Source organism: Paracoccus aerodenitrificans (genome assembly GCF_027913215.1).
In the GTDB taxonomy this organism is placed as follows: Bacteria; Pseudomonadota; Alphaproteobacteria; order Rhodobacterales; family Rhodobacteraceae; genus Paracoccus; species Paracoccus aerodenitrificans.
This window is the reverse complement of the sequence record NZ_CP115784.1, coordinates 2,407,130-2,428,228: the sequence shown is the minus strand read 5'-3', so window position 1 is coordinate 2,428,228 and position 21,099 is coordinate 2,407,130. Positions and strand designations below refer to the sequence as shown.

Below are 21,099 nucleotides of genomic sequence, written 5' to 3'. Positions count from 1 at the left end.
GATCCGGCGAAGGGCCTATTCACCCCGGAAATGGTCGTAGATCTTCTGCGCAAGCGCCTCACTGATCCCGTCAACCGCCGTCAGATCCGTCACCCCCGCACGGCTCACCGCTTTTGCCGAGCCGAAATGCGCCAGAAGCGCACGTTTTCGGGAAGCTCCGACGCCCGGCACCTCATCCAGAGGCGAGGCGGATACCGCCTTTGCGCGTTTGGCGCGATGTGTGCCAATCGCCCAACGATGGGCCTCATCCCGCATCCGCTGGACGAAATACAGGACCGGGTCGTTCATGCGCAGCGCGAAGGGCCGCCCGCCGAAGCGGTGGAACTCTTCCTTGCCGTGATCGCGATCCTGACCCTTGGCGACGCCGATCATGGGAATATCCTCGACCCCGAGATCCGCCATGATTTCATGCACGGCGCTGACCTGACCCGCGCCGCCATCGATCAGAAGAAGATCGGGCCAGGCATCGCCCTGCCGGTCCGGGTCCTCTTTCAGCAGCCGGGCAAAGCGGCGGGTCAGAACCTCTTTCATCATGCCGAAATCGTCGCCCGGCGTGATCTCGGTGCCTTTGATGTTGAATTTGCGATACTGACTTTTGATCCAGCCTTCGGGGCCTGTCACCACCATGCCGCCAACTGCATTCGTCCCCATGATATGCGAGTTGTCGTAGATCTCGATCCGCTGCGGAACAGAGGGCAGGTCGAACGCCTCGGCCAGAGCTTCGAGCAGCTTCATCTGCGCGGCCCCCTCGGACATGCGCCGGGCGAGCGATTCACGCGCATTGCGCAGAGCGTTTTCGACCAGCTCTGCCTTTTCCCCGCGCTGAGGAACGCCAAGAACGACCTTGCGACCGGCTTTCTCGGACAAAGCCTCGGCCATCAGGTCCATATCTTCGACGCCATGTGACAACAGCACCATGCGCGGCGGAACCTTGTTGTCATAGAATTGCATCAGGAAGGCCTGCATCACCTCATCGGGCGATTCAACGCCGCCAAGCCGGGGGTAAAAATCGCGGTTCCCCCAGCTTTGATTGCCGCGAATGAAGAAGACCTGCACGCAGGCTTGCCCGGCATCCATATGCAGCGCGACGATATCCGCCTCCGAGATATGGCGCGGGTTGATCGCCTGCACCGACTGAACTGCCGTCAAGGCCTTGATACGGTCGCGCAAAGCAGCGGCGCGTTCATATTCCATCGCCTCGGCAGCGTCAGCCATTTCGGCCGCCAGATCGGCCTGTATCTTTGTCGAGCGCCCTTTCAGGAAAAGCTCTGCATCCTGCACCAGAGCGTTGTAATCCGGCTCTGATATCCGCCCGACGCAGGGGGCACTGCACCGCTTGATCTGGTACAGCAGGCAAGGCCGGGTGCGGCTTTCGAACACCGCATCGGTGCAGTTGCGCAGAAGGAACACGCGCTGCAACTGGTTCAGCGTCCGGTTGACGGCTCCGGCACCGGCGAAGGGGCCGTAATAATCGCCCTTTTCAGATTTTGCGCCGCGATGCTTCTTGATCTGCGGGAACGGATGAGACTTCGCGACAAGGATATTCGGAAAGGATTTGTCGTCGCGCAGCAGCACATTATAGCGCGGCTTAAGTTGTTTGATGAGGTTCTGCTCCAGCAGCAGTGCCTCTGTTTCAGTGCGCGTGGTCAGAAACATCATCGAATGGGTTTCGCGGATCATCCGCGCGATCCGGCCAGTATGCCCGTGGCCGCGTGCATAATTCGAAACCCGGGCCTTCAGATTCCGGGCCTTTCCGACATAAAGCACCTCACCCTTCGATCCCAGCATCCGATAGACGCCAGGACTGGAATCGAGCGTCTTTACATAGTCAGCGATCAACTCTCGCCCGGTCGGCTTGGCTGCAATATCTGTCATGACAGAAAGATGGGTGATGTCGGGGGGCGGCTGCAAGTCCGCAGATATGGGTTCATAATCAAACCTGTCCACGGTTTCTGTGGATAACTTTGTGGGCAAGCAGTGGCGAATGACACATATGCTTTAATTTCGACGCTTTTTATTAAGTTGATTAAAAATTAGGCAATATAATAACTGCATGTTTTATATTGGTTTTTTATGATATTCGGCCAAGGCCCTGAAAAGTAAGACGGAAAACTGACGTTTTTATTACTGGTCATGTGAAGGTGGACAACAGCGAACGTATCTTGAATATTGGCCTATTCGGGACCCATGATATCGGGCGTTTGCCAAGCGAGGTGCTGGCCGCCATCGACGCAGAAAAGCTGCCCCGTCACGGATTTTGCCGACAGCAGATATAACAGCGTTCGGGCGATGTCATCTGGGTCGGCGCCTCTATTGAGAATCGTGGATGCACGCTGTGCAGCGAACTCATCGGCTGATTGCCGGGCGCCCTGCAGGGTGGGGCCGGGGCCGATCGCATTGACGCGGATATCCGGCGCAAGCGCCTGGGCAAGCATCCGTGTCATTTCCCAAAGTGCGGCCTTGGCGATGGAATAGGTGATGAATTCGGGCGTGGGCTTCAGGACCCTCTGATCTACCATATTCACAACAAGGCTGGTCGCCACGGGCTCTTCGCCGCTGCGATCTGCTTTCGGCGCCTGCCGCGCAAAGGCCTGTGTCAGAAAGAAAGGCGCACGAAGATTCGAGCCGATATGTCTTTGCCAGCTATCTTGCGTTGCGCTGTGTATATCGTCACGCTCGAACACCGACGCATTGTTAATCAGAACCGAGACCTGTCCCATCTGCGCCGTCACATCCGGCAGCAGTTTTTCGACCGCATCGGGATCAAGCAGATCGGTTTCGAAGGTCCCTGCGGCAACACCGATTGCTCGCGCCTCATCTGCGGTTTGCGATGCCTCCTCATGCGACCCGTGATAATGAACTGCCACATCATAGCCTGCACGCGCCAGCGTCAGCACCATCTCGCGTCCCAGCCTTTTGGCGCCGCCGGTGACAAGCGCGACGCTCATGCCAGCAGCCAGGCAGTGTAACCGGCATAGACGGCAAGCAGCGCCGCACCGGCCACGCGACCGACCGCGATGTGACGCAGCAGGAAGGGGCCAAGCGCTAAAGTGCAGGCCAGCATGAACCACAGGTCGAATTGCAGCATCTGCGCGGGCACCTCAAGCGGGCCGAAAAACGCCGTAATTCCCAGGATTGCAAGAATATTGAACAGGTTCGATCCGATCACGTTCCCCAGGGCCATATCGGCGCGACCGCGAAGCGCAGATGCGACCGAGGCGGCCAGTTCGGGCAGCGAGGTTCCGACGGCAACCAGAGTCAGCCCGATCACCGCATCGCTGATCCCGAAGGCCCGCGCGATATCAGAGGCACCGTCAACAAGCAGCCGCGCTCCGATTGGCAGTGCGATCAGGCCGACAGCCAGCCAGAGGGCGATTTTGGCTGCGGATTCCGCCTGTACCTCCAGATCGGGCGCATCGCTTCGCCCCTGACGGGCGCGGGTGATCTGAGCGGCAAGGGACAGGATCAGCCCGATCAGCAGGATCAGCCCGTGCCACCAGACCAGCGGTCCGGCAAAACACAGCGCAATCAGCAGAAGCGAGGCGATCACGACATAGATCCAGCCTGATCTGAGTTCGGGATCACGACTGCGCACCGGCGCGATCAACGCGGTTGCGCCAAGGATCAGCAACACATTGGCGATGTTCGAGCCGACCACATTGCCAAGCGCAATACCGGGTTGTCCCCCTACGGCAGCGGCGACAGACACGATCAACTCTGGTGCCGAGGTGCCGAATGCCAGCACGGTCAGCCCGACGATCACCGGCGCGATACCAAGTCGCAGCGCCAGCGCGACGGCTCCGCGAACCAGAAAGTCGCCTCCGATCACCAGCAAGCCCAGTCCGGTGGCAATAAGTAAAAGATTAACGATCACGAGTGGGAAGCCCCAGACATTTTGCAACGAAACGGCGGAAGCCCGGGCCCGAAACAAGGCCCAGAATGATGAACATCAGAAGAACCAGCAACACGCCCTTGATCATAGGCCGAACCTTGAAAACGCCGCGCGTTCTTCCAGTGTTGCGATGGCGTCCGAGGCAATCACCTCACCGGAGATGCCGAAACGGCGCAGGAAGGGCGTTCGTGCGCCGAAACTCCGGAAATTGACCTCATCTCCGAAAAGCTCGCGCATTTTGGGCGCAAGATGTGCAATCCCGTCGATCAGCCCCAACTCCTTGCCGCGGTCGGCAAGCCAGAACTCTCCGGTAAAGATCTCGTCGCTATTGGCCAGATTTTCCGCACGGCGGGATTTGACCTGAGCGATGAAAATCCGGTGCATCTCATCCAGCAGCGATTGCAGCCGCGCGATATCCTCGGGGTTTTCGGGGCGGAAAATGTCGAGCTGCGATTTTGAGCGTCCGGCGGTATGGACGCGCCGCTCTATCCCGTGGCGGGCGATGAAATCCTGCAGGCCGAACCCGCCGGAAATAACGCCGATAGATCCGACGATGGAACATTCATCCGCCCAGATCCTGTCAGCCGCCGTTGCCAGCCAATAACCGCCAGAGGCTGCGACATCTTCGACAAAGGCATGAACCGGCACGTCGTGCTTTTCCGCCAGCCGCCGGATTCGTGCCGCGATCAGCGATGACTGCACCGGCGAGCCGCCGGGCGAGTTGATCGCCAGAGCGACGGCTTTCGGCTTGCCCTTGGTGAAGGCTTTTTCCAGCACCGATGCGATGCCCGCATCGTTCAACCCGGCAGCGCCGTTGCGGGCGGGGACGCCGATCGCGCCCTGAAGCCGCACGACGTTCACACGCGGGGCCTTGTTGAGAAATGGTATCTTCATGCGTCTCAGATAGGCGACAAGCCCCGATCCGGCAAGCGTCCCGCGTTGCAATCGGACGGCTTCCGCCGCATATAAGTCCCGACACGACCGGAGAGCAGCATGACCTATCTCGATTTCGAAAAACCTCTTGCCGATATCGAAGGCAAGGCCGAAGAGCTGCGGGCCCTGGGCAAGCGGGATGACGGCGTTGATGTCGAAAAAGAGGCTGCCGCACTGGACAAGAAAGCCGGTGCGCTGCTGAAGGAACTTTACGAAGATCTCGACCCGTGGCGGAAGACGCAGGTGGCGCGGCATCCCGGGCGGCCGCATTGCAGCGACTATATCGCGCAGTTATTCACCGAATATACGCCTCTTGCCGGAGACCGTGCCTTCGGTGACGATTACGCGGTCATGGGCGGGTTGGTGCGGCTGAATGACCAGCCCTGCATCGTGATCGGTCAGGAAAAGGGCAACGACACGAAATCGCGGCTGCATCATAATTTCGGCATGGCCCGCCCGGAGGGCTATCGCAAGGCGATCCGCCTGATGGAGCTTGCGAACCGGTTCGAACTTCCCGTTATTACCCTTGTCGACACGTCCGGCGCCTATCCCGGCAAGGGCGCAGAAGAACGCGGCCAGAGCGAGGCGATTGCCCGCTGTACCCAGAAATGTCTGGAAATCGGCGTGCCGCTTGTTTCTGTCATTATCGGGGAGGGCGGCTCTGGCGGTGCCGTTGCCTTCGCCACCGCGAATCGTATCATCATGCTGGAGCATTCGATCTATTCGGTGATTTCTCCTGAAGGTTGTGCGTCGATTCTGTGGAAGGACGCCGAGAAAATGCGCGAGGCGGCTCAGGCGCTGCGTCTGACCGCACAGGATCTGAAGAAGCTGGGCGTGATCGACAGCATCGTGCCCGAGCCTCTGGGCGGAGCGCAGCGAGACCCCAGGGCAGCGATTGAGGCGGCGGGGAATGAGATCCTGAAGATGCTGAAGGATCTGGGCCAGAAATCGGCGAAAGAGCTGGTTTCCGACCGTCGGCAGAAATTTATCGATATGGGGAAGACATCCCTAGCCTGAGCCTGCACAGTGACGCGACGGTTACGGTTCGAAAATCTCCTCAATGGGCAGGCTGAACAAATCGGCAGGCCTGAATGTCAGTTTCAGGCTGGGATCGTAGCGTCCGCGCTCCAATGCGTTGATGGTCTGGTGTGACATATCCATCGACTTGCCAACTCAGCCCATGCTGACTAGATAGGCCCGTCTGTAATCGAAAGGCCCGAGACTTGGAAAACGTCGTCCTGACCGTTCACCTGATCCTTGCGCTGCTGCTGATCGGCATCGTGCTGCTGCAACGCTCTGAGGGCGGCGGTCTTGGCATGGGCGGCGGCGGTGGCGGCACCGGCGTCATGACGGGGCGGCAGGCGGCGAATGCGCTGTCCAAGCTGACTTGGATACTTGCTGCGGCTTTCCTTGTGACCTCGATTACGCTGACGGTGATTGCCGCGCGGAATACCTCGGGTAACTCTGTTCTGGATCAGCTTAATATCGGCACTGGCTCGGACGATCAAAGCCAGGAGCAGACCGGGATCGAGGGCACGGGCCTGACCACGGCCCCGCCGCCCGGCGTTGGCCAGCCGATCACTCCGCCTTCGGCGGATGCACCTGCCGCAAGCGAAGCGCCTGCAAGCGATGCCAGCCCGGCTGCGCCGCCTGCCGTCGAAGCTCAGCCGGATGATTCGGCCCCGGCATCAGAGGCTGCTCCGGCGGAGGCTTCGGCCGAATCCGGCTCTGCGGCGCAGGGCGCGGACAGTGCCGATGCGCCGGTCGCACCTCCTGCGGCCAACTGACACTCAACAAATTGGGGCGCATGAAAATGCGCCCACGACACGTTGCGGTCCCGCGTTGCGGCCACGGGATATTTCGGCTATATCTTTAGTCCCGTGAACGGCGCATTCATGCGGCCGCATTGACCGACGATTCGAGAACTCACGGGGGCCGTATGGCGCGTTATATCTTCATCACCGGCGGCGTTGTGTCCTCGCTTGGCAAGGGGCTGGCTTCGGCTGCGCTTGGGGCGCTTTTGCAGGCGCGTGGCTTTACGGTGCGGCTGCGCAAGCTGGACCCTTATCTGAACGTCGATCCCGGCACGATGTCGCCTTTCGAACATGGCGAGGTTTTCGTCACCGATGACGGGGCCGAAACCGATCTGGATCTGGGGCATTACGAACGCTTCACCGGGGTTCACGCCCGCCAGACCGATTCGATTTCCTCGGGGCGGATCTATTCCAACGTGCTGGAGAAAGAGCGTCGCGGCGAATATCTGGGTAAGACAATTCAGGTCATTCCCCACGTCACCAACGAGATCAAGCATTTCATCGCCATCGGTGACGATGAGGTCGATTTCATGCTCTGCGAAATCGGCGGTACGGTCGGCGATATCGAGGGCCTGCCCTTCTTCGAGGCGATCCGCCAGTTCACCCATGAACGCCCGCGCGGCGAATGTATCCTGATGCATCTGACCCTGCTGCCCTATCTGGCCGCCTCGGGCGAGCTGAAGACCAAGCCGACCCAGCACAGCGTTAAGGAGCTGCAATCCATCGGCCTCGCCCCCGATGTTCTGGTCTGTCGCTCTGAACACCCGATCCCGGAAAAGGAACGCGCGAAGATCGCGTTGTTCTGCAATGTCCGCCCCGATGCGGTCATTCCTGCCTATGATCTGAAATCCATCTATGAGGCCCCGCTGGCCTATCACCGTGCCGGGCTGGATCAGGCCGTGCTGAATGCGTTCCAGATCAGCCCCGCGCCGCGTCCCGACCTGACCAGATGGGAGGATGTACTGGATCGCCTTACGAATACGGATGGGCAGGTCAATATCGCCATTGTCGGGAAATACACTCAGCTTGAGGACGCCTATAAGTCGATTGCCGAGGCGCTGACGCATGGCGGCATGGCCAATCGGGTGCGGGTCAAGTCCGACTGGATCGCCGCCGAGGATATCGAGGCAGAGGGCGGGCTGCATCTGCTGGACGGCTATCACGGTATCATCGTGCCGGGCGGTTTCGGTGAACGCGGCACCGAAGGCATGGTCACGGCGGCGCGTTATGCCCGCGAAAAGAACGTGCCGTATCTGGGGATCTGCCTTGGGATGCAGATGGCCGTGATCGAAGCGGCACGTAACCTTGCAGGGATCGAAGATGCCGGTTCCGAAGAATTCGATCACGAAGCCGGCAAGACGCGCTTCACGCCGATTGTCTATCACCTGAAAGAGTGGGTGCAGGGGAATTACAAGGTTCAGCGCTCGGTGAATGACGATAAGGGCGGGACCATGCGTCTTGGCTCTTACACTGCGATCCTGAAGCCGGATTCGAAGATTTCCGAAGCCTATGACGGCGATCTGGAAATCGAGGATCGCCATCGTCACCGCTATGAGGTCGACAGTTCCTATATCCCGAAGCTAGAAGAGGCCGGGCTGTCATTTTCTGGCATGTCGCCGGATGGCAAACTGCCGGAGGCGGTCGAATACCCGGATCATCGCTGGTTTATCGGGGTTCAGGCCCATCCCGAACTGAAATCCAAACCCTTTGAGCCTGCGCCCCTGTTCGCCGGGTTTATCGAGGCCGCGAAAGAAGGTGCCCGTCTGGTCTGACGGGCTGACGGCTCGGGTCCGGATCTCCCGTGCCGTCAGAAGCGCTGAGCGTTATTCCGCAGCATCGCCCAGTGCAGTTCTGTCGGTTAACACATCCTCATACGGCCCATCGGTGAACTGAAGCCGTGCGAGCCTTGCATAAAGCCCGCCCTGCGACACAAGCTCTTCATGGCTGCCTTCGGCGACGATGGCCCCGTTTTCGAAGACGACGATCCGGTCGGCTTTCTTCACGGTCGCCAGCCGGTGAGCGACGATGATCGTCGTGCGGCCCTCGGCCAGCTTGTCCACAGCCTGCTGCACTGCGAATTCGGATTCCGCATCAAGCGCGGATGTCGCTTCGTCCAGCAGCAGGACCGGCGCATCTCGCAGGATCGCGCGGGCGATGGCGATACGCTGCTTCTGGCCACCTGACAGCATGACGCCACGCTCTCCGACCTGCGATTCGTATCCTTCGGGCAGGGAGGTTAGAAACCCGTCTGCATTGGCGGCACGGGCAGCGGCTTCTACCTCGGCATCGGTGGCGTCAGGACGGCCGAAGCGGATATTCTCGCGGGCGGAGGTTGCGAAGATCACCGGATCCTGCGGGACCAGAGCAATGGCCGAGCGGAAATCGGGCCGGGACATGTCGCGCAGATCAATCCCGTCAAGCGTAATGCGTCCCTGTGCCGGGTCCCAGAAACGCTGGATCAGCTGGATAACGGTCGTCTTGCCCGCGCCGGAGGGACCGACAAGGGCAATGGTTTCGCCCGGACGGATCGCAAGCGTCACATCCTGAAGCGCCGCGCTTTCTGGGCGTGACGGATAGCGGAACGTCACATCGTCGAAAACGATCTCTCCGGCAACGGGGCGCGGCAGGGCGACCGGATCGGCGGGATCTGTTACGGCGTCGGTGGCGGCAAGAAGCTCGGCCAGGCGCTCGGTCGCACCGGCGGCGCGTTGAAGCTCACCCCATATCTCGGACAGCGCCCCGACCGAACCTGCGACAAGCACGGCGTAGATGACGAATTGCACCAGTTCGCCGACGCTCATCAGGCCAAGCTGGACATCGCGTGCGCCGATCCACAGCACACCGATGATCCCGGCGCAAATCAGGAAAATCACGATCACCGTCAGCGCCGCGCGGGTGGCGATGCGGTGCTTTGCAGACAGAAAGCTTTCCTCGGTCACCCGCGCGAATTCCTCACGCGTTGCATCCTCATGCGTAAAGGCCTGCACGGTCTGCGCTGCCAGCAGCGCTTCGGAGGCGGTCCCCGATGATGCCGCGATCCAGTCCTGATTTTCCCGCGCCAGCACCCGCAGTCGGCGTCCAAGTCCGATGATCGGAACAAGGATGACCGGCACCAGCAGCAGGACCAATGCGCTCAGCTTGACCGAGGTCATGAACAGCATCACCAGACCGCCGATCATCAGCAGCATATTGCGCAAAGCCACCGAGACGGAGGATCCGATCACCGACTGTATCACTGTTGTATCGGTGGTGATCCGGCTGAGGATCTCTCCGGTGACGACACGTTCATAGAAGGATGGCGACAGGCCGAGCACGCGGGCAAAGACTGCCTTGCGGATATCGGCGACGATGCGTTCGCCCAGACGGGTCACCAGATAATATCTCAGCCCGGTGCCCACAGCGAGCGCTGTCACGATCAGCAGTGCCGCCCCGAAATATTCGTCCAGCAGCATCGAGCCGACATCGAACCCGTCCACGACGCGGCGCACCGCCAGTGGCAGGATCAGACTGATCGTCGCGGTACAGATCAGCGCTAGCAACGCGGCAAGTGCCATGCCACGATAGGGCTGGATAAAGGGCCACAGGGCGGACAGAGCGCCTACTCGGCGGCTGGAGGGACGGTCAATTGCTGCTTTTGGTGCGCGGGCCATGCGTGCCTTCTGTTTGGTTCGTTCTCCTTAAGGCACCGGCAAGGTGCGCGGCAAGCTTCAAACCCTGATCTCTCCGGATGACAAAGCGTCGCAGAGCCGGTCGACCGCGATGCCGAGGCGCTGATCAATGATGTGAAGATAGCGGGTCCAGTCGCTGACCTGCGTCAGATCCTCGGCCCCGTCCGAGATGCCACGCAGCGCGATCAGGGGAAGCCCGAATTGCTGACAGGCCCGCAGGACGGCGAAGCTTTCCATATCCACCATGTCTTCGGGGATGGCGTCATATCCCGCGCCAGAGACGATATTCGCGCCCGTCGACAGGCTCGCTTCCGGGATACCGGGAATTCTCAGGTCAAGCGGCAGGGTTTCCGGCAGGTCCAGCAGAGGCGTCACGCCTTTCGGAAACCCCAGAGCCGAGGCATCCATATCGCGCCAGCTGACCGAACTTGCCTGATAGATCGCCGTTTGTTCAAGCCGCGCCGATCCGGCAGAGCCAAGTGAAACGACCAGCCGTGGCAGGTTTCCCGCAATTTGCAGTCGGGTCAGCGCCGCACCCAGAGACAAAGCCGCCTCGATGGGACCGATCCCGGTCATCAGCGGCGTAAAACGCGCCTGTAATTCGGGGCCGTATTCCGGCTGTGCCGCCATGACGAACAGAACCGGCACACCGGCCAGATCGGTCAGGGGAGGAAGGTCGTTCATGCAGGTAGGCCTGACAAGGGAAAGCTGGTGCGGGCCGCGGGACTCGAACCCGCACGGCCTTGCGGCCCAGAGATTTTAAGTCTCATGCGTCTACCATTCCGCCACGCCCGCAACCGGTTGGAAACGCGAAGCAAACGGTTTCCAGAGGGCGCAAATCTATCATGGCGGTCGGCACATACAAGGCAGAAGCGGCACGATGCCTGCTTCGCTGCTGTGCCAGAGAATATCAGGCGAAAGGATCTGGATCGTAACGCACGCCGGTCAGGGACAGACCCTGAGGCGGGCAGACCGGCCCGCATGCCGCGCGATCCCGGTCTTCCAGTGCATGACGCACCCGGATCGGCGGCCATGCACCTGCACCGACCCTTTCCAGGGTTCCGACGATGCTGCGTACCTGATTATGCAGGAAGCTGCGGGCGCGAAGATGGAAACGGATTTCCTGCCCGGCAGGGTAGGGATGGGCCTCTATGGTGATCTCGTCCAGTGTCTTCACCGGAGATTTTGCCTGGCACATCGTGCTGCGGAATGTGGTGAAATCGTGCTGCCCGATCAGATGGCCTGCCGCCTCGCGCATGGCGTCAATGTCCAGCGGCCTCAGAACCTGCCAGACCTGACCGCGATCCGACACGATCGGTGCGCGGCGAGCGACCAGACGAAAACAATACTGCCTTTCAAGCGCCGAGAAGCGGGCGTGGAAGTCCTCGGATATCTCCGCTGAACGGATCACTGCGATGGGATCGGGTTTCAGATGCCAGTTGAGCGCCTCGCATAACCGGAATCCGTCCCAAGATTTCTGAAGGTCTGCGTGAAAGACCTGTCCGGTCGCATGAACCCCGGCATCTGTCCGGCCTGCGGCGAAAATCCGGGCTCCTTCGGCAAATCCCTGATCCAGCCGCGCCAGAGCCTGCTCAATCCGGCCCTGCACGCTCGGCTGATCGGCCTGAGCCTGCCAGCCGGCGAAAGGAGCGCCGTCATATTCGACCTGAAATGCGTAGCGGGGCATCAGTCCTGTTTGCGTCCCGCCTTGACCGTCTCGCGGATCAGCCCGGTCAGATCATGTCCACGGCGGTCTTCAAGCGCTGCAGGATCTTTCGGTGCCGGAGTCCGCACACCCTCACGCGCCAGCCTGTCGCGCAGGACCTGCATTTCGATATCGAAATCGGTGCGGCCGCCTTCGATGAGCGAACGGGTCCGTGCGGCGAAATTGCCCTCAAGATCGGTCAGAAGCCTTTCATAATCCTCACGCGCCGACTGATCGCGCGTATGCGCATAGAGATCCGCGAATTTGACCGTCGCATCGCGGGCACCCATCAGATAGACGCCAAGATAGCGCCGGGCGGCGGCAAGATCGCCGGGATCTTCCTCGACCCGGCGGAACAACTCACGCGCGGTTTCTGCGAAGACCTGAACCCGGGCCTCCAGCCGCCTGTCGCCAGTGCGGCGGATCGCGTCCTGCATTCCGGCAAGATACTCCTCACCTTCGGCAATAAAGCGGGCCACGCGATCCTGCTGGAACGGATCAATTCCCTCCATCCCCTTGTCGCGCCTTGGGTCGGGGCCGAAGGACATGTAATGCAGCACCGCGCCTGCAAATCCGACCAGAGCTGCCCCGCCAAGCGCATTGACTTCGGCAGCACCGATGGCCAGCCCAAGCCCGGTCGCGATGCCGCCGAACAGCTTGCGGGGCCATGCCGGTTTGCGGGCGACGCGGCGGGCGTCATAGGCAGCCTCGGCCTGAAGCCCCTCGCGCGTCAGCATCGACCCGGCTGCGACAATGCCGAATCCCGCCAGGTTGGTTACAAGCCCGAACGGGTCCTGCCAGAACGCGCTGAGAAGAAACGGAGACGCGGAAATCGTGATCCATTTGACCCGAGATTGCAGCGGATGGACCGGCTCACCCCTGGGTTGGGGCATATCGGGTGCACCCGGAGAAAAACGGCCGCCGAAACGTTTCGCCATACGGTCCTCTTAACTCGCGCCCGCCAGAGACGCATAAAGCGTCAGCAGGATCAGAAGATAGAATGACAGCCGCTGAGTGGCTTTCCGGGACATCGTTTACTCCGTTTCGGTCACTGAACAGATGGGCTGGCAGCGGTGCGATTGCAAGCCGCTTGCCTAGAAGCTGCGGGTGCGGCGGTCGAAGACCTTCTGTCCCATCATCGAGCCGACCAGATCGACCATCAGCTTCGCCGTCCGGCCCCGGTCATCGAGGAACGGATTCAGCTCGACCAGATCCAGCGAGGTGACAAGCCCGGATTCATGCAGCATCTCGCAGACCAGATGGGCCTCACGGAAGGTCGCCCCGCCGGGAACGGTCGTGCCGACGGCGGGCGCGATGGCAGGGTCAAGGAAATCGACATCCAGAGAGACATGCAGCAGCCCGTCGGCGTCACGCACCTTGTCGAGAAATGCCTTTAACGGCGCAACGATTCCCTGCTCATCCAGAACCCGCATGTCGTTTACGGTGATGTTCGTTTCCTGCAACGCCGAATGTTCCGAGGGATCGACGCTGCGGATCCCGAACATGCAGATATTCTCTCCGGGTACAGGAGAGGGGAAATCGGGGAATGGTGCGAACCCGTCCCGTCCCGCTGCATAGGCCATCGGTGTGCCGTGAAGATTGCCCGACGTTGTTGTCTCGGGCGTGTGGAAATCGCTATGCGCGTCCAGCCAGATCACGAAAAGCGGCCTGCGCTGCCTGTTTGCGTATTCGGCGACGCCCGAAACCGTGCCGAGAGCAAGGGAATGGTCTCCGCCCATGAAGATCGGCATGCCTGCGGTCATGGCCTCGGACGCTGCGTCGGACAGCGCTTCGGTCCAGGCGATGATCTCGGACAGGTGATGGACGGTTTCGTTGAAATGCGTCTCATCGCCGGGTGCGCCGGGAACCACATCCCCGCGATCCTCGATCGTATGGCCAAGCGATTCCAGCACGGAACTAAGCCCTGCCACGCGATAAGCGGCTGGCCCCATCAGGCAGCCGGGCCGACGCTGGCCCTCGTCCACGGGTGCGCCGATCAGGATACAATGGGTCATCTTGTCCCCCGGTTGGTTGTGGCGACAGGTTACTCAACCGGGCGCATCACCGCCAGCCCTTCGGCTGTCAGCCAAGCTTGCCGAGCGCGGATATGATCAGCGAGATCCCCGACAGGAACAGCAAAACAAGGGCAGCCTTCCGGATCGTCCCCGGCTCTACCGGAGGCGGAAAGCGCCGTGCGATCCATGTTCCCAGAATAACCGCCGGCGCGGCCCCCGCAGCGCTTGCCAGCAGCGATGCGGTGATGCCGCCCGAGGCGATGACCAGCCCGGTCCTCAGGATCTGGGTCAGGAAAAACACCGCAACCAGCGTGACGCGCACCGCCGCAAGCTGCATGGGCTGCCGGTAGAGATGCCAGATCACCGGAGGCCCGGTCGTGGCGAAGAGCCCGCCCATCGTGCCACCGATCAGTCCCGAAAGAAAGAACGTTACCGGAGCGGACTGTGTCGGACGCGGCGAAGGTTTCGAGGCAAGCTGCGCCGCCGATCCTGCGATCACGATGCCGAGGATCAGTTGCAGCAGGCCAAGCGCCGTCCCCGCAAGCCAGTTCAGCAGAAAGAAACCGGCGATCAGGGCGGGAAACGCGCCCAACAGGATCAGTTTCAGGGCGGATCGGTCGATATCCCGCCAGCCCCGCGACAGAACGATGATCGCATTGACCAACACCAGCAGCGAGGTAATCGCCGCTGCCTGCGGGACCGGCATAAGGCCAAGTGCTCCCGTCGCACCCATCAGGATCAGGCCAAGCGCGAAACCCGTCAGCGTCTGCACCCATGCGGCCAATGCGGCGATGGCCCAGAACATGATCATCTGATGATCGAACGACATCACACCTGCCTCGCCGTCGCATAAAGCAGCCCGGTCTCATAACCGGACGCTCTTCAGGCACTGAATTCACCGAAAGGTGGGAATGTCCAGACTTCGGAAAACAGTCTCTTCGGTCAGCCGCGTGTTCCGCTGAACCTCTCAGACCATTCTGTGCGCTGATCGTCGGTAATCTTCGTGAACAGGTTCTCCGGGACCGTAAACCCGTGACCCGGTGGCAGAGAATTCAGCGCTGCTTCCACATCATCGGGCCATTCATCGGAACTGTTCATGGCCTCGCGCAGCGTCGCAGCCGTGAACGGAATGAACGGTGCGGACAGCACCGCATAAAGCCCGATCAGATTCAGCCCCAACCGGACCTGCATTGCGGCTTTTTCGGGGTCTTCCTTGAAGGTTGCCCAGGGGGCCGCACTTTGCAGATATTCATTCCCCAGCACCCAGATTCCGCGCAGTTCGGCGGCAGCCTTGCGCACCTCCATCTGATCCATCAGCCGTTCATAGCTGCGGACCCGTTCGGCCAGAGCCGAGGCCAGTTCATGTTCCGCCTCGCCCCATTCACCGCCAGCGGGAACCTCTTCCCCGAATTTCGAGCGGCAGAACTTGGTGATCCGGCTGACGAAATTGCCAAAGACATCGGCGAGATCCTTGTTCACCGATTGCTGGAAATTCTCCCATGTGAACTCACTGTCACCGGATTCCGGCGCATGAGACAGCAGCCACCACCGCCAGTAATCCGCTGGCAACAGGTCGAGCGCATCGTCCATGAACACGCCGCGCCCCTGTGACGTGCTGAACTGCCCGCCATCATAGGTCAGGTAATTAAAGCTTTTGATGTAATCGACCAGCTTCCACGGCTCGTCCGATCCCATTATCGTGGCCGGGAAGCCGAGAGTGTGGAACGGCACGTTATCCTTGCCCATGAACTGCGTATAGGTCACGTCATCTGCGCCCTTGTCGGTACGCCACCACCGTTCCCAGTCGCCGCCATGCGCATCGGCCCATTCCGCCGTCGCGCCGATATATTCGATGGGCGCGTCGAACCAGACATAGAAGACCTTGCCCTCCATTCCCGGCCAGGGCTGATTGCCCTTCTGCACCGGCACGCCCCAGTCCAGATCGCGGGTGATGCCCCGGTCCTGCAACCCGTCCCCGTCGAATAGCCATTTCTTCGCGATGGAGGTCGTCAGCACCGGCCAGCCGGTCTTGCTGTCGATCCATGCGGCAATCGTGTCGCGCATCGCGGATTGGCGCAGGAACAGATGCTTGGTCTCGCGCACTTCCAGATTGGTGCTGCCGGAAATCGCGCTGCGCGGGTCGATCAGATCGGTCGGATCGAGCTGCTTGGTGCAGTTCTCGCATTGATCGCCCCGAGCCTTTTCATAGCCGCAATTCGGACAGGTCCCCTCGATATAGCGGTCAGGCAGGAAGCGGCCGTCATCCAGCGAATAAACCTGTTTCTCGCTGACCTCACGGATCAGCCCGGCCTCATCCAGCTTGCCTGCGAAATGCTGGGTCAGCCGGTGATTCTGCGGGCTGGAGGAACGCCCGTAATGATCGAAGCTCAGCCCGAATCCCTCGGCCAGACGCGATTGTTCCGCATGCATCCGCTTGCAGTATTCCGCGACTGGTTCGCCGGTCTTGGCGGCGGCAAGCTCTGCCGGGGTGCCGTGTTCGTCGGTGGCGCAGATGAACATCACCTCATGACCGCGCCCGCGCAGATACCGCGCATAGAGATCGGCCGGAAGTTGGGATCCGACAAGGTTTCCCAAATGCTTGATACCGTTGATATAGGGCAGGGCGGAGGTGATCAGGTGGCGTGCCATGTGCTCTTCCAGATAGGTCGCAGGGTATTTAACCGGTGCCAGCCCGGTTTGAAAGGGCAGGGAACATTCCTCATCACGCGGCATTGAATACTTGTATAGATGGATTTTAGAACCGTTTTCGGCATAATTGGTCAAAGAACCACAAGGAACCCGCCATGCGCACGGCGCTGATTTCAATCCTTCTGATGGCAGTCACAGGCACTGCTTATGCTCAGTTCGCCGAGGACCAAGTGCGGGCACAGCTTGCTGCACAGGGATTTGAAAATATTCAGTTCTCGGATCAGGGCGCACAGATCCAGGTTACTGCAGAGCGTGACAAAATCCGCCTCGAATCTGTTTATGACCGCGAAACCGGCAATGTCGTCTCGGACCGGGTCAGTCAGATAGATGAGGGTGAAGATAGCAAATCCGGTGATTCTGACAAGATCACAAACACTGCGGAAGGTCAGACTGCTGCCGGGGCAGGTCAGTGAAGGCAAATGCTGACAGGGCAGGCAAGATCGCCGTTTAGATTTCGGATTGGGGATGAATCGGGATCTCCGGTGATCCGATCTTCCTATCATGACGCGGATTCATAAAGATTATTCGCCACATGAATTTGTCGAATGCGTGAAGCCCTGCTAGAAGCCGTGTCTGAACTCCGCAAAAGGTGGTCCCGTGGCCGAGCTTCCTCTTTCTCCTGTCTTCGAAACACTCCGCAAAGCTGCGAAACAGCGTATTCTTATCCTCGACGGAGCGATGGGGACGCAGATCCAGCAGCTTGGCCTGTCCGAGGATGATTTCACTGGTCATGGCGCGGGCTGTGCCTGTCACATCCACTCGGACCATCCGCAGAAGGGCAATAACGACCTTCTGAACCTCACGCGACCGGATGCCATCGAGGAAATCCACTATCTCTATGCCAAAGCGGGCGCGGATATCGTGGAAACCAACACATTTTCCTCAACCACTATCGCGCAGGCGGATTATGCATTGCAGGACCGTGTGCGCGACCTGAACTTTGAGGGTGCGCGACTGGCCTGCAAGGCGATGGACCGCGCCACGGCCGAGGATGGGCGTCCGCGTTTCGTTGCGGGTGCGCTTGGACCGACGAACCGGACCGCCTCGATCAGCCCGGATGTGAATAATCCCGGCTATCGCGCGGTGACCTTCGATCAGCTTGCCGAGGCCTATGCCGAACAGACCCGTGCCCTGATCGAGGGCGGGGCCGATCTGATCCTGATCGAGACGATTTTCGACACGCTGAACGCCAAGGCGGCGATTTTTGCCTGTGAGAAAGTCTTCGCGGAAAATAATCTGCGTCTGCCGGTGATGATTTCCGGTACGATCACCGATCTGTCGGGCCGGACGCTTTCGGGACAGACGCCAACGGCCTTCTGGCACTCGATCCGACATGCGCAGCCGCTGACCGTGGGGCTGAACTGCGCTCTCGGCGCCGAAGCCATGCGCCCACATCTGGCCGAAATCTCAGACGCGGCGGATACGCTTGTCTGCGCTTACCCGAATGCGGGGCTTCCCAATGAAATGGGCGAATATGACGAAACGCCCGAGCAAATGGCGTCTCAGGTCGCAGAGTTCGCACGCGAAGGGCTGGTGAATGTGGTCGGGGGCTGCTGCGGTTCGACCTATGAGCATATCCGCGCCATCGCCGAGGCGGTGAAGGATCTACCTCCCCGCGAGATCCCGGACAAAGAGCCGCTGCTGCGCCTCTCGGGGCTGGAACCGTTTACCAAGACCGACGATATCCCCTTCGTGAATGTGGGCGAGCGCACCAATGTCACCGGCTCGGCCCGCTTCCGCAAGCTGATCACCAATGGCGATCTGGCGGCGGCGCTGGATGTGGCGCGGGATCAGGTCGAAAACGGTGCTCAGATCATTGACGTGAACATGGATGAAGGTTTGATCGACAGCGAAAAGGCGATGGTCGATTACCTGAACCTGATCGCGTCCGAGCCTGATATCGCGCGCGTTCCGATCATGGTGGACAGTTCGAAATGGGAGGTGATCGAGGCCGGGCTGAAATGCATTCAGGGCAAGCCGGTGGTCAACTCGATCAGCCTCAAGGAGGGCGAGGAGGCCTTTCTGCATCATGCAAGGCTGTGCCGCGCCTATGGTGCGGCCGTGGTCGTCATGGCCTTCGACGAGACCGGGCAGGCCGATACTGAAAACCGCAAGGTCGAAATCTGCACCCGCGCTTATGAGCTGCTGACGCAGGAAATCGGCTTCCCGCCCGAAGATATCATCTTCGACCCGAATATCTTCGCCGTGGCAACCGGGATCGAAGAGCACGATAATTACGGTGTCGATTTCATCAACGCCACCCGCCGCATCACCCAGACCCTGCCGCATGTGCATATCTCGGGCGGGGTGTCGAACCTGTCCTTCAGCTTCCGCGGCAATGAACCTGTGCGCGAGGCGATGCATGCGATGTTTCTCTATCACGCCATTCAGGCCGGGATGGATATGGGCATCGTCAATGCCGGTCAGCTTGCGGTCTATGACCAGATCGACGAGGAACTGCGCGAAGCCTGCGAGGATGTGGTCCAGAACCGGCGTGCCGATGCGACCGAGCGGATGCTGGAAATCGCCGAGAAATATCGTGGCGAGGGCGGGGCGAAGGCGCGTGAGAAGGATCTGTCATGGCGCGAATGGCCGGTTGAAAAGCGGCTGGAACATGCTCTGGTCAACGGCATTACCGAATATATCGACGCCGATACGGAAGAGGCCCGGCAGAAGGCGGATCGTCCTCTGCATGTGATCGAAGGGCCATTGATGGCGGGCATGAATGTCGTGGGCGACCTGTTCGGCGCGGGTAAGATGTTCCTGCCGCAAGTGGTGAAATCCGCCCGAGTGATGAAACAGGCCGTGGCCCATCTGCTGCCCTATATGGAGGCCGAAAAGGCTGAATCCGGCGAGGAAAGCAGCAATGGCAAGGTGCTGATGGCCACGGTAAAGGGCGATGTGCACGATATCGGCAAGAATATCGTGGGCGTCGTTTTGGCCTGCAATAATTATGAGATCATCGACCTTGGCGTCATGGTTCCGGCGACCAAGATTCTGGAAACTGCGAAGGCCGAGAAGGTGGATATTATCGGCTTGTCCGGCCTGATCACGCCGTCGCTTGATGAAATGGTCCATGTCGCTGCCGAAATGGAGCGTGAGGGTTTCGATATCCCGCTGCTGATCGGCGGGGCGACGACATCCCGCGTACATACGGCGGTGAAAATCAACCCGCGCTATCACAAGGGGCAGGCGATTTACGTGACAGATGCCAGCCGGGCCGTTGGCGTTGTGTCCTCGCTTCTCTCGGATAAGCGGGCGGAATATGCCGATAATATCAATGCTGAATATCTGGATGTTGCGGAAAAATATAATCGCGGCGATAAAAATAAGAAGCGGCTCTCGCTTGCGGATGCCCGCAGTAATCCCGTTCCGGTCGAATTCGGGAAATGGCAGCCGCCGGTTCCAAAATTCTTCGGCCCTCGTGTAATCGATGATTTCGATCTGGCGGAAATTGCCCGCTATATCGACTGGACGCCATTTTTCCAGACCTGGGAAATGAAAGGCGTTTATCCTCGTATTCTGGAGGATGAAAAACAGGGTGAGGCTGCGCGGGCGCTGTTTGCCGATGCCAAAGCGATGCTGGATCAGATCATCTCGGAGAACTGGTTCAGGCCGCGTGCCGTGATCGGGTTCTGGCCTGCAAACCGTGTGGGCGACGATATCCGTCTGTTCACCGATGAAAACCGCAAGGATGAATTGGCGACGTTCTATACATTGCGTCAGCAGGTCTCGAAACGTGAGGGCAGGCCGAATGCGGCGCTCGCCGATTTTGTGGCACCCGAGGGACAGCCCGATTATCTGGGAGGATTTGTCGTGACCTCAGGCCCTCAGGACCATGAGCTTGCGGCGAAATTCAAGCAACAGGGCGACGATTATTCCGCAATCATGGTTCAGGCGCTGTCGGATCGTTTTGCCGAGGCTTTGGCCGAACTGGTCCATAAGCGCGTGCGCCGCGATCACTGGGGATATGCGCCCGATGAAGATCTGTCGAATGAGGAACTGATCGGGGAAGGCTATGGCGGCATTCGCCCTGCGCCGGGCTATCCCGCTCAGCCGGATCACACTGAAAAACTGACATTGTTCAAGCTGCTGGATGCGACAGAGGCGACCGGGGTTGAACTGACCGAATCAATGGCAATGTGGCCGGGGTCTTCGGTGTCGGGGATCTATATCGGCCATCCTGACTCCTATTATTTCGGCGTCGCTAAGGTCGAGGCCGATCAGGTAGCGGATTATGCGTCCCGTAAAGGCATGGATCTGGCCGAGGTAGAACGCTGGCTGGCTCCGATCCTGAACTATGTGCCGGGACAGGCGACGGCTGCGGAATAGGGAACCGAATTAAGAAAGGCCGCAGCTTTCG

16 protein-coding genes and 1 tRNA gene are annotated in these 21,099 nt (G+C 60.1%); 5 read left to right on the top strand and 12 right to left on the bottom strand.

Annotated features, from left to right (window positions below; translation table 11 throughout):
- Positions 1-15 precede the first annotated feature (15 nt).
- From uvrC to PAE61_RS13305, 4 genes are all read right to left on the bottom strand, one after another.
- Positions 16-1,875: an excinuclease ABC subunit UvrC gene (gene uvrC, locus PAE61_RS13320; RefSeq protein WP_271112864.1), complete on the bottom strand. Its 1,860-nt coding sequence runs from the start codon at positions 1,873-1,875 to the stop codon at positions 16-18.
- Between the two features lie 299 nt (positions 1,876-2,174).
- On the bottom strand, positions 2,175-2,948 hold the full coding sequence (locus PAE61_RS13315) for an SDR family oxidoreductase (RefSeq protein ID WP_271112863.1): 774 nt from the start codon (positions 2,946-2,948) through the stop codon (positions 2,175-2,177).
- The gene (locus tag PAE61_RS13310) at positions 2,945-3,874 is read right to left on the bottom strand and encodes a calcium/sodium antiporter (RefSeq protein ID WP_271112862.1); all 930 of its coding nucleotides are present in this window, start codon (positions 3,872-3,874) and stop codon (positions 2,945-2,947) included. Before PAE61_RS13310 ends, PAE61_RS13315 begins: the two co-directional genes overlap by 4 nt.
- Positions 3,875-3,976: 102 nt before the next feature.
- The gene (locus PAE61_RS13305; RefSeq protein ID WP_271115158.1) at positions 3,977-4,786 is read right to left on the bottom strand and encodes a S49 family peptidase; all 810 of its coding nucleotides are present in this window, start codon (positions 4,784-4,786) and stop codon (positions 3,977-3,979) included.
- Between the two features lie 99 nt (positions 4,787-4,885).
- Here PAE61_RS13305 and PAE61_RS13300 point away from each other — a divergent pair, with 99 nt between their 5' ends.
- From PAE61_RS13300 to pyrG, 3 genes are all read left to right on the top strand, one after another.
- Complete coding sequence (locus PAE61_RS13300; protein WP_271112861.1) at positions 4,886-5,842, top strand: acetyl-CoA carboxylase carboxyltransferase subunit alpha; 957 nt, start codon at positions 4,886-4,888, stop codon at positions 5,840-5,842.
- A 206-nt stretch (positions 5,843-6,048) separates the two neighbouring features.
- On the top strand, positions 6,049-6,612 hold the full coding sequence (secG, locus tag PAE61_RS13295) for a preprotein translocase subunit SecG (protein ID WP_271112860.1): 564 nt from the start codon (positions 6,049-6,051) through the stop codon (positions 6,610-6,612).
- Between the two features lie 152 nt (positions 6,613-6,764).
- Complete coding sequence (gene pyrG, locus PAE61_RS13290; RefSeq protein WP_271112859.1) at positions 6,765-8,411, top strand: CTP synthase; 1,647 nt, start codon at positions 6,765-6,767, stop codon at positions 8,409-8,411.
- Between the two features lie 51 nt (positions 8,412-8,462).
- Here the strand turns inward: pyrG and PAE61_RS13285 are convergent, their stop codons facing one another.
- The 8 genes from PAE61_RS13285 to metG form a co-directional block, all read right to left on the bottom strand.
- On the bottom strand, positions 8,463-10,289 hold the full coding sequence (locus PAE61_RS13285; protein WP_271112858.1) for an ABC transporter transmembrane domain-containing protein: 1,827 nt from the start codon (positions 10,287-10,289) through the stop codon (positions 8,463-8,465).
- A gap of 57 nt (positions 10,290-10,346) precedes the next feature.
- Positions 10,347-10,991 carry a 5'-methylthioadenosine/S-adenosylhomocysteine nucleosidase gene (locus tag PAE61_RS13280; protein WP_271112857.1) on the bottom strand — a complete coding sequence of 215 codons (645 nt, stop codon included), beginning with the start codon at positions 10,989-10,991 and terminating at the stop codon, positions 10,347-10,349.
- Between the two features lie 25 nt (positions 10,992-11,016).
- A tRNA-Leu gene (locus PAE61_RS13275) sits at positions 11,017-11,102 on the bottom strand.
- 115 nt (positions 11,103-11,217) lie between these two features.
- On the bottom strand, positions 11,218-11,994 hold the full coding sequence (gene truA / locus PAE61_RS13270; protein ID WP_271112856.1) for a tRNA pseudouridine(38-40) synthase TruA: 777 nt from the start codon (positions 11,992-11,994) through the stop codon (positions 11,218-11,220).
- A complete protein-coding gene (locus PAE61_RS13265) occupies positions 11,994-12,950 on the bottom strand; it encodes a 5-bromo-4-chloroindolyl phosphate hydrolysis family protein (RefSeq protein ID WP_271112855.1) in 957 nt (318 codons plus the stop codon). Before PAE61_RS13265 ends, truA begins: the two co-directional genes overlap by 1 nt.
- A 156-nt stretch (positions 12,951-13,106) precedes the next feature.
- A complete protein-coding gene (gene rocF, locus PAE61_RS13260; protein ID WP_271112854.1) occupies positions 13,107-14,027 on the bottom strand; it encodes an arginase in 921 nt (306 codons plus the stop codon).
- 67 nt (positions 14,028-14,094) lie between these two features.
- Positions 14,095-14,856, bottom strand: coding sequence for a sulfite exporter TauE/SafE family protein (locus tag PAE61_RS13255; protein ID WP_271112853.1), 762 nt, complete (start codon positions 14,854-14,856; stop codon positions 14,095-14,097).
- Positions 14,857-14,969: 113 nt separating this feature from the next.
- Positions 14,970-16,676 (bottom strand): methionine--tRNA ligase, encoded by a 1,707-nt coding sequence (metG, locus tag PAE61_RS13250; protein ID WP_271112852.1) that lies wholly within the window; start codon positions 16,674-16,676, stop codon positions 14,970-14,972.
- 155 nt (positions 16,677-16,831) lie between these two features.
- Between metG and PAE61_RS13245 the strand changes: the two genes are divergently transcribed.
- Positions 16,832-17,149 carry a hypothetical protein gene (locus tag PAE61_RS13245; RefSeq protein WP_271112851.1) on the top strand — a complete coding sequence of 106 codons (318 nt, stop codon included), beginning with the start codon at positions 16,832-16,834 and terminating at the stop codon, positions 17,147-17,149.
- 184 nt (positions 17,150-17,333) lie between these two features.
- Entirely contained in the window at positions 17,334-21,068 is a 3,735-nt protein-coding gene (gene metH, locus PAE61_RS13240; protein ID WP_271112850.1) for a methionine synthase, read from the top strand.
- The last annotated feature ends 31 nt before the right edge of the window (positions 21,069-21,099 follow it).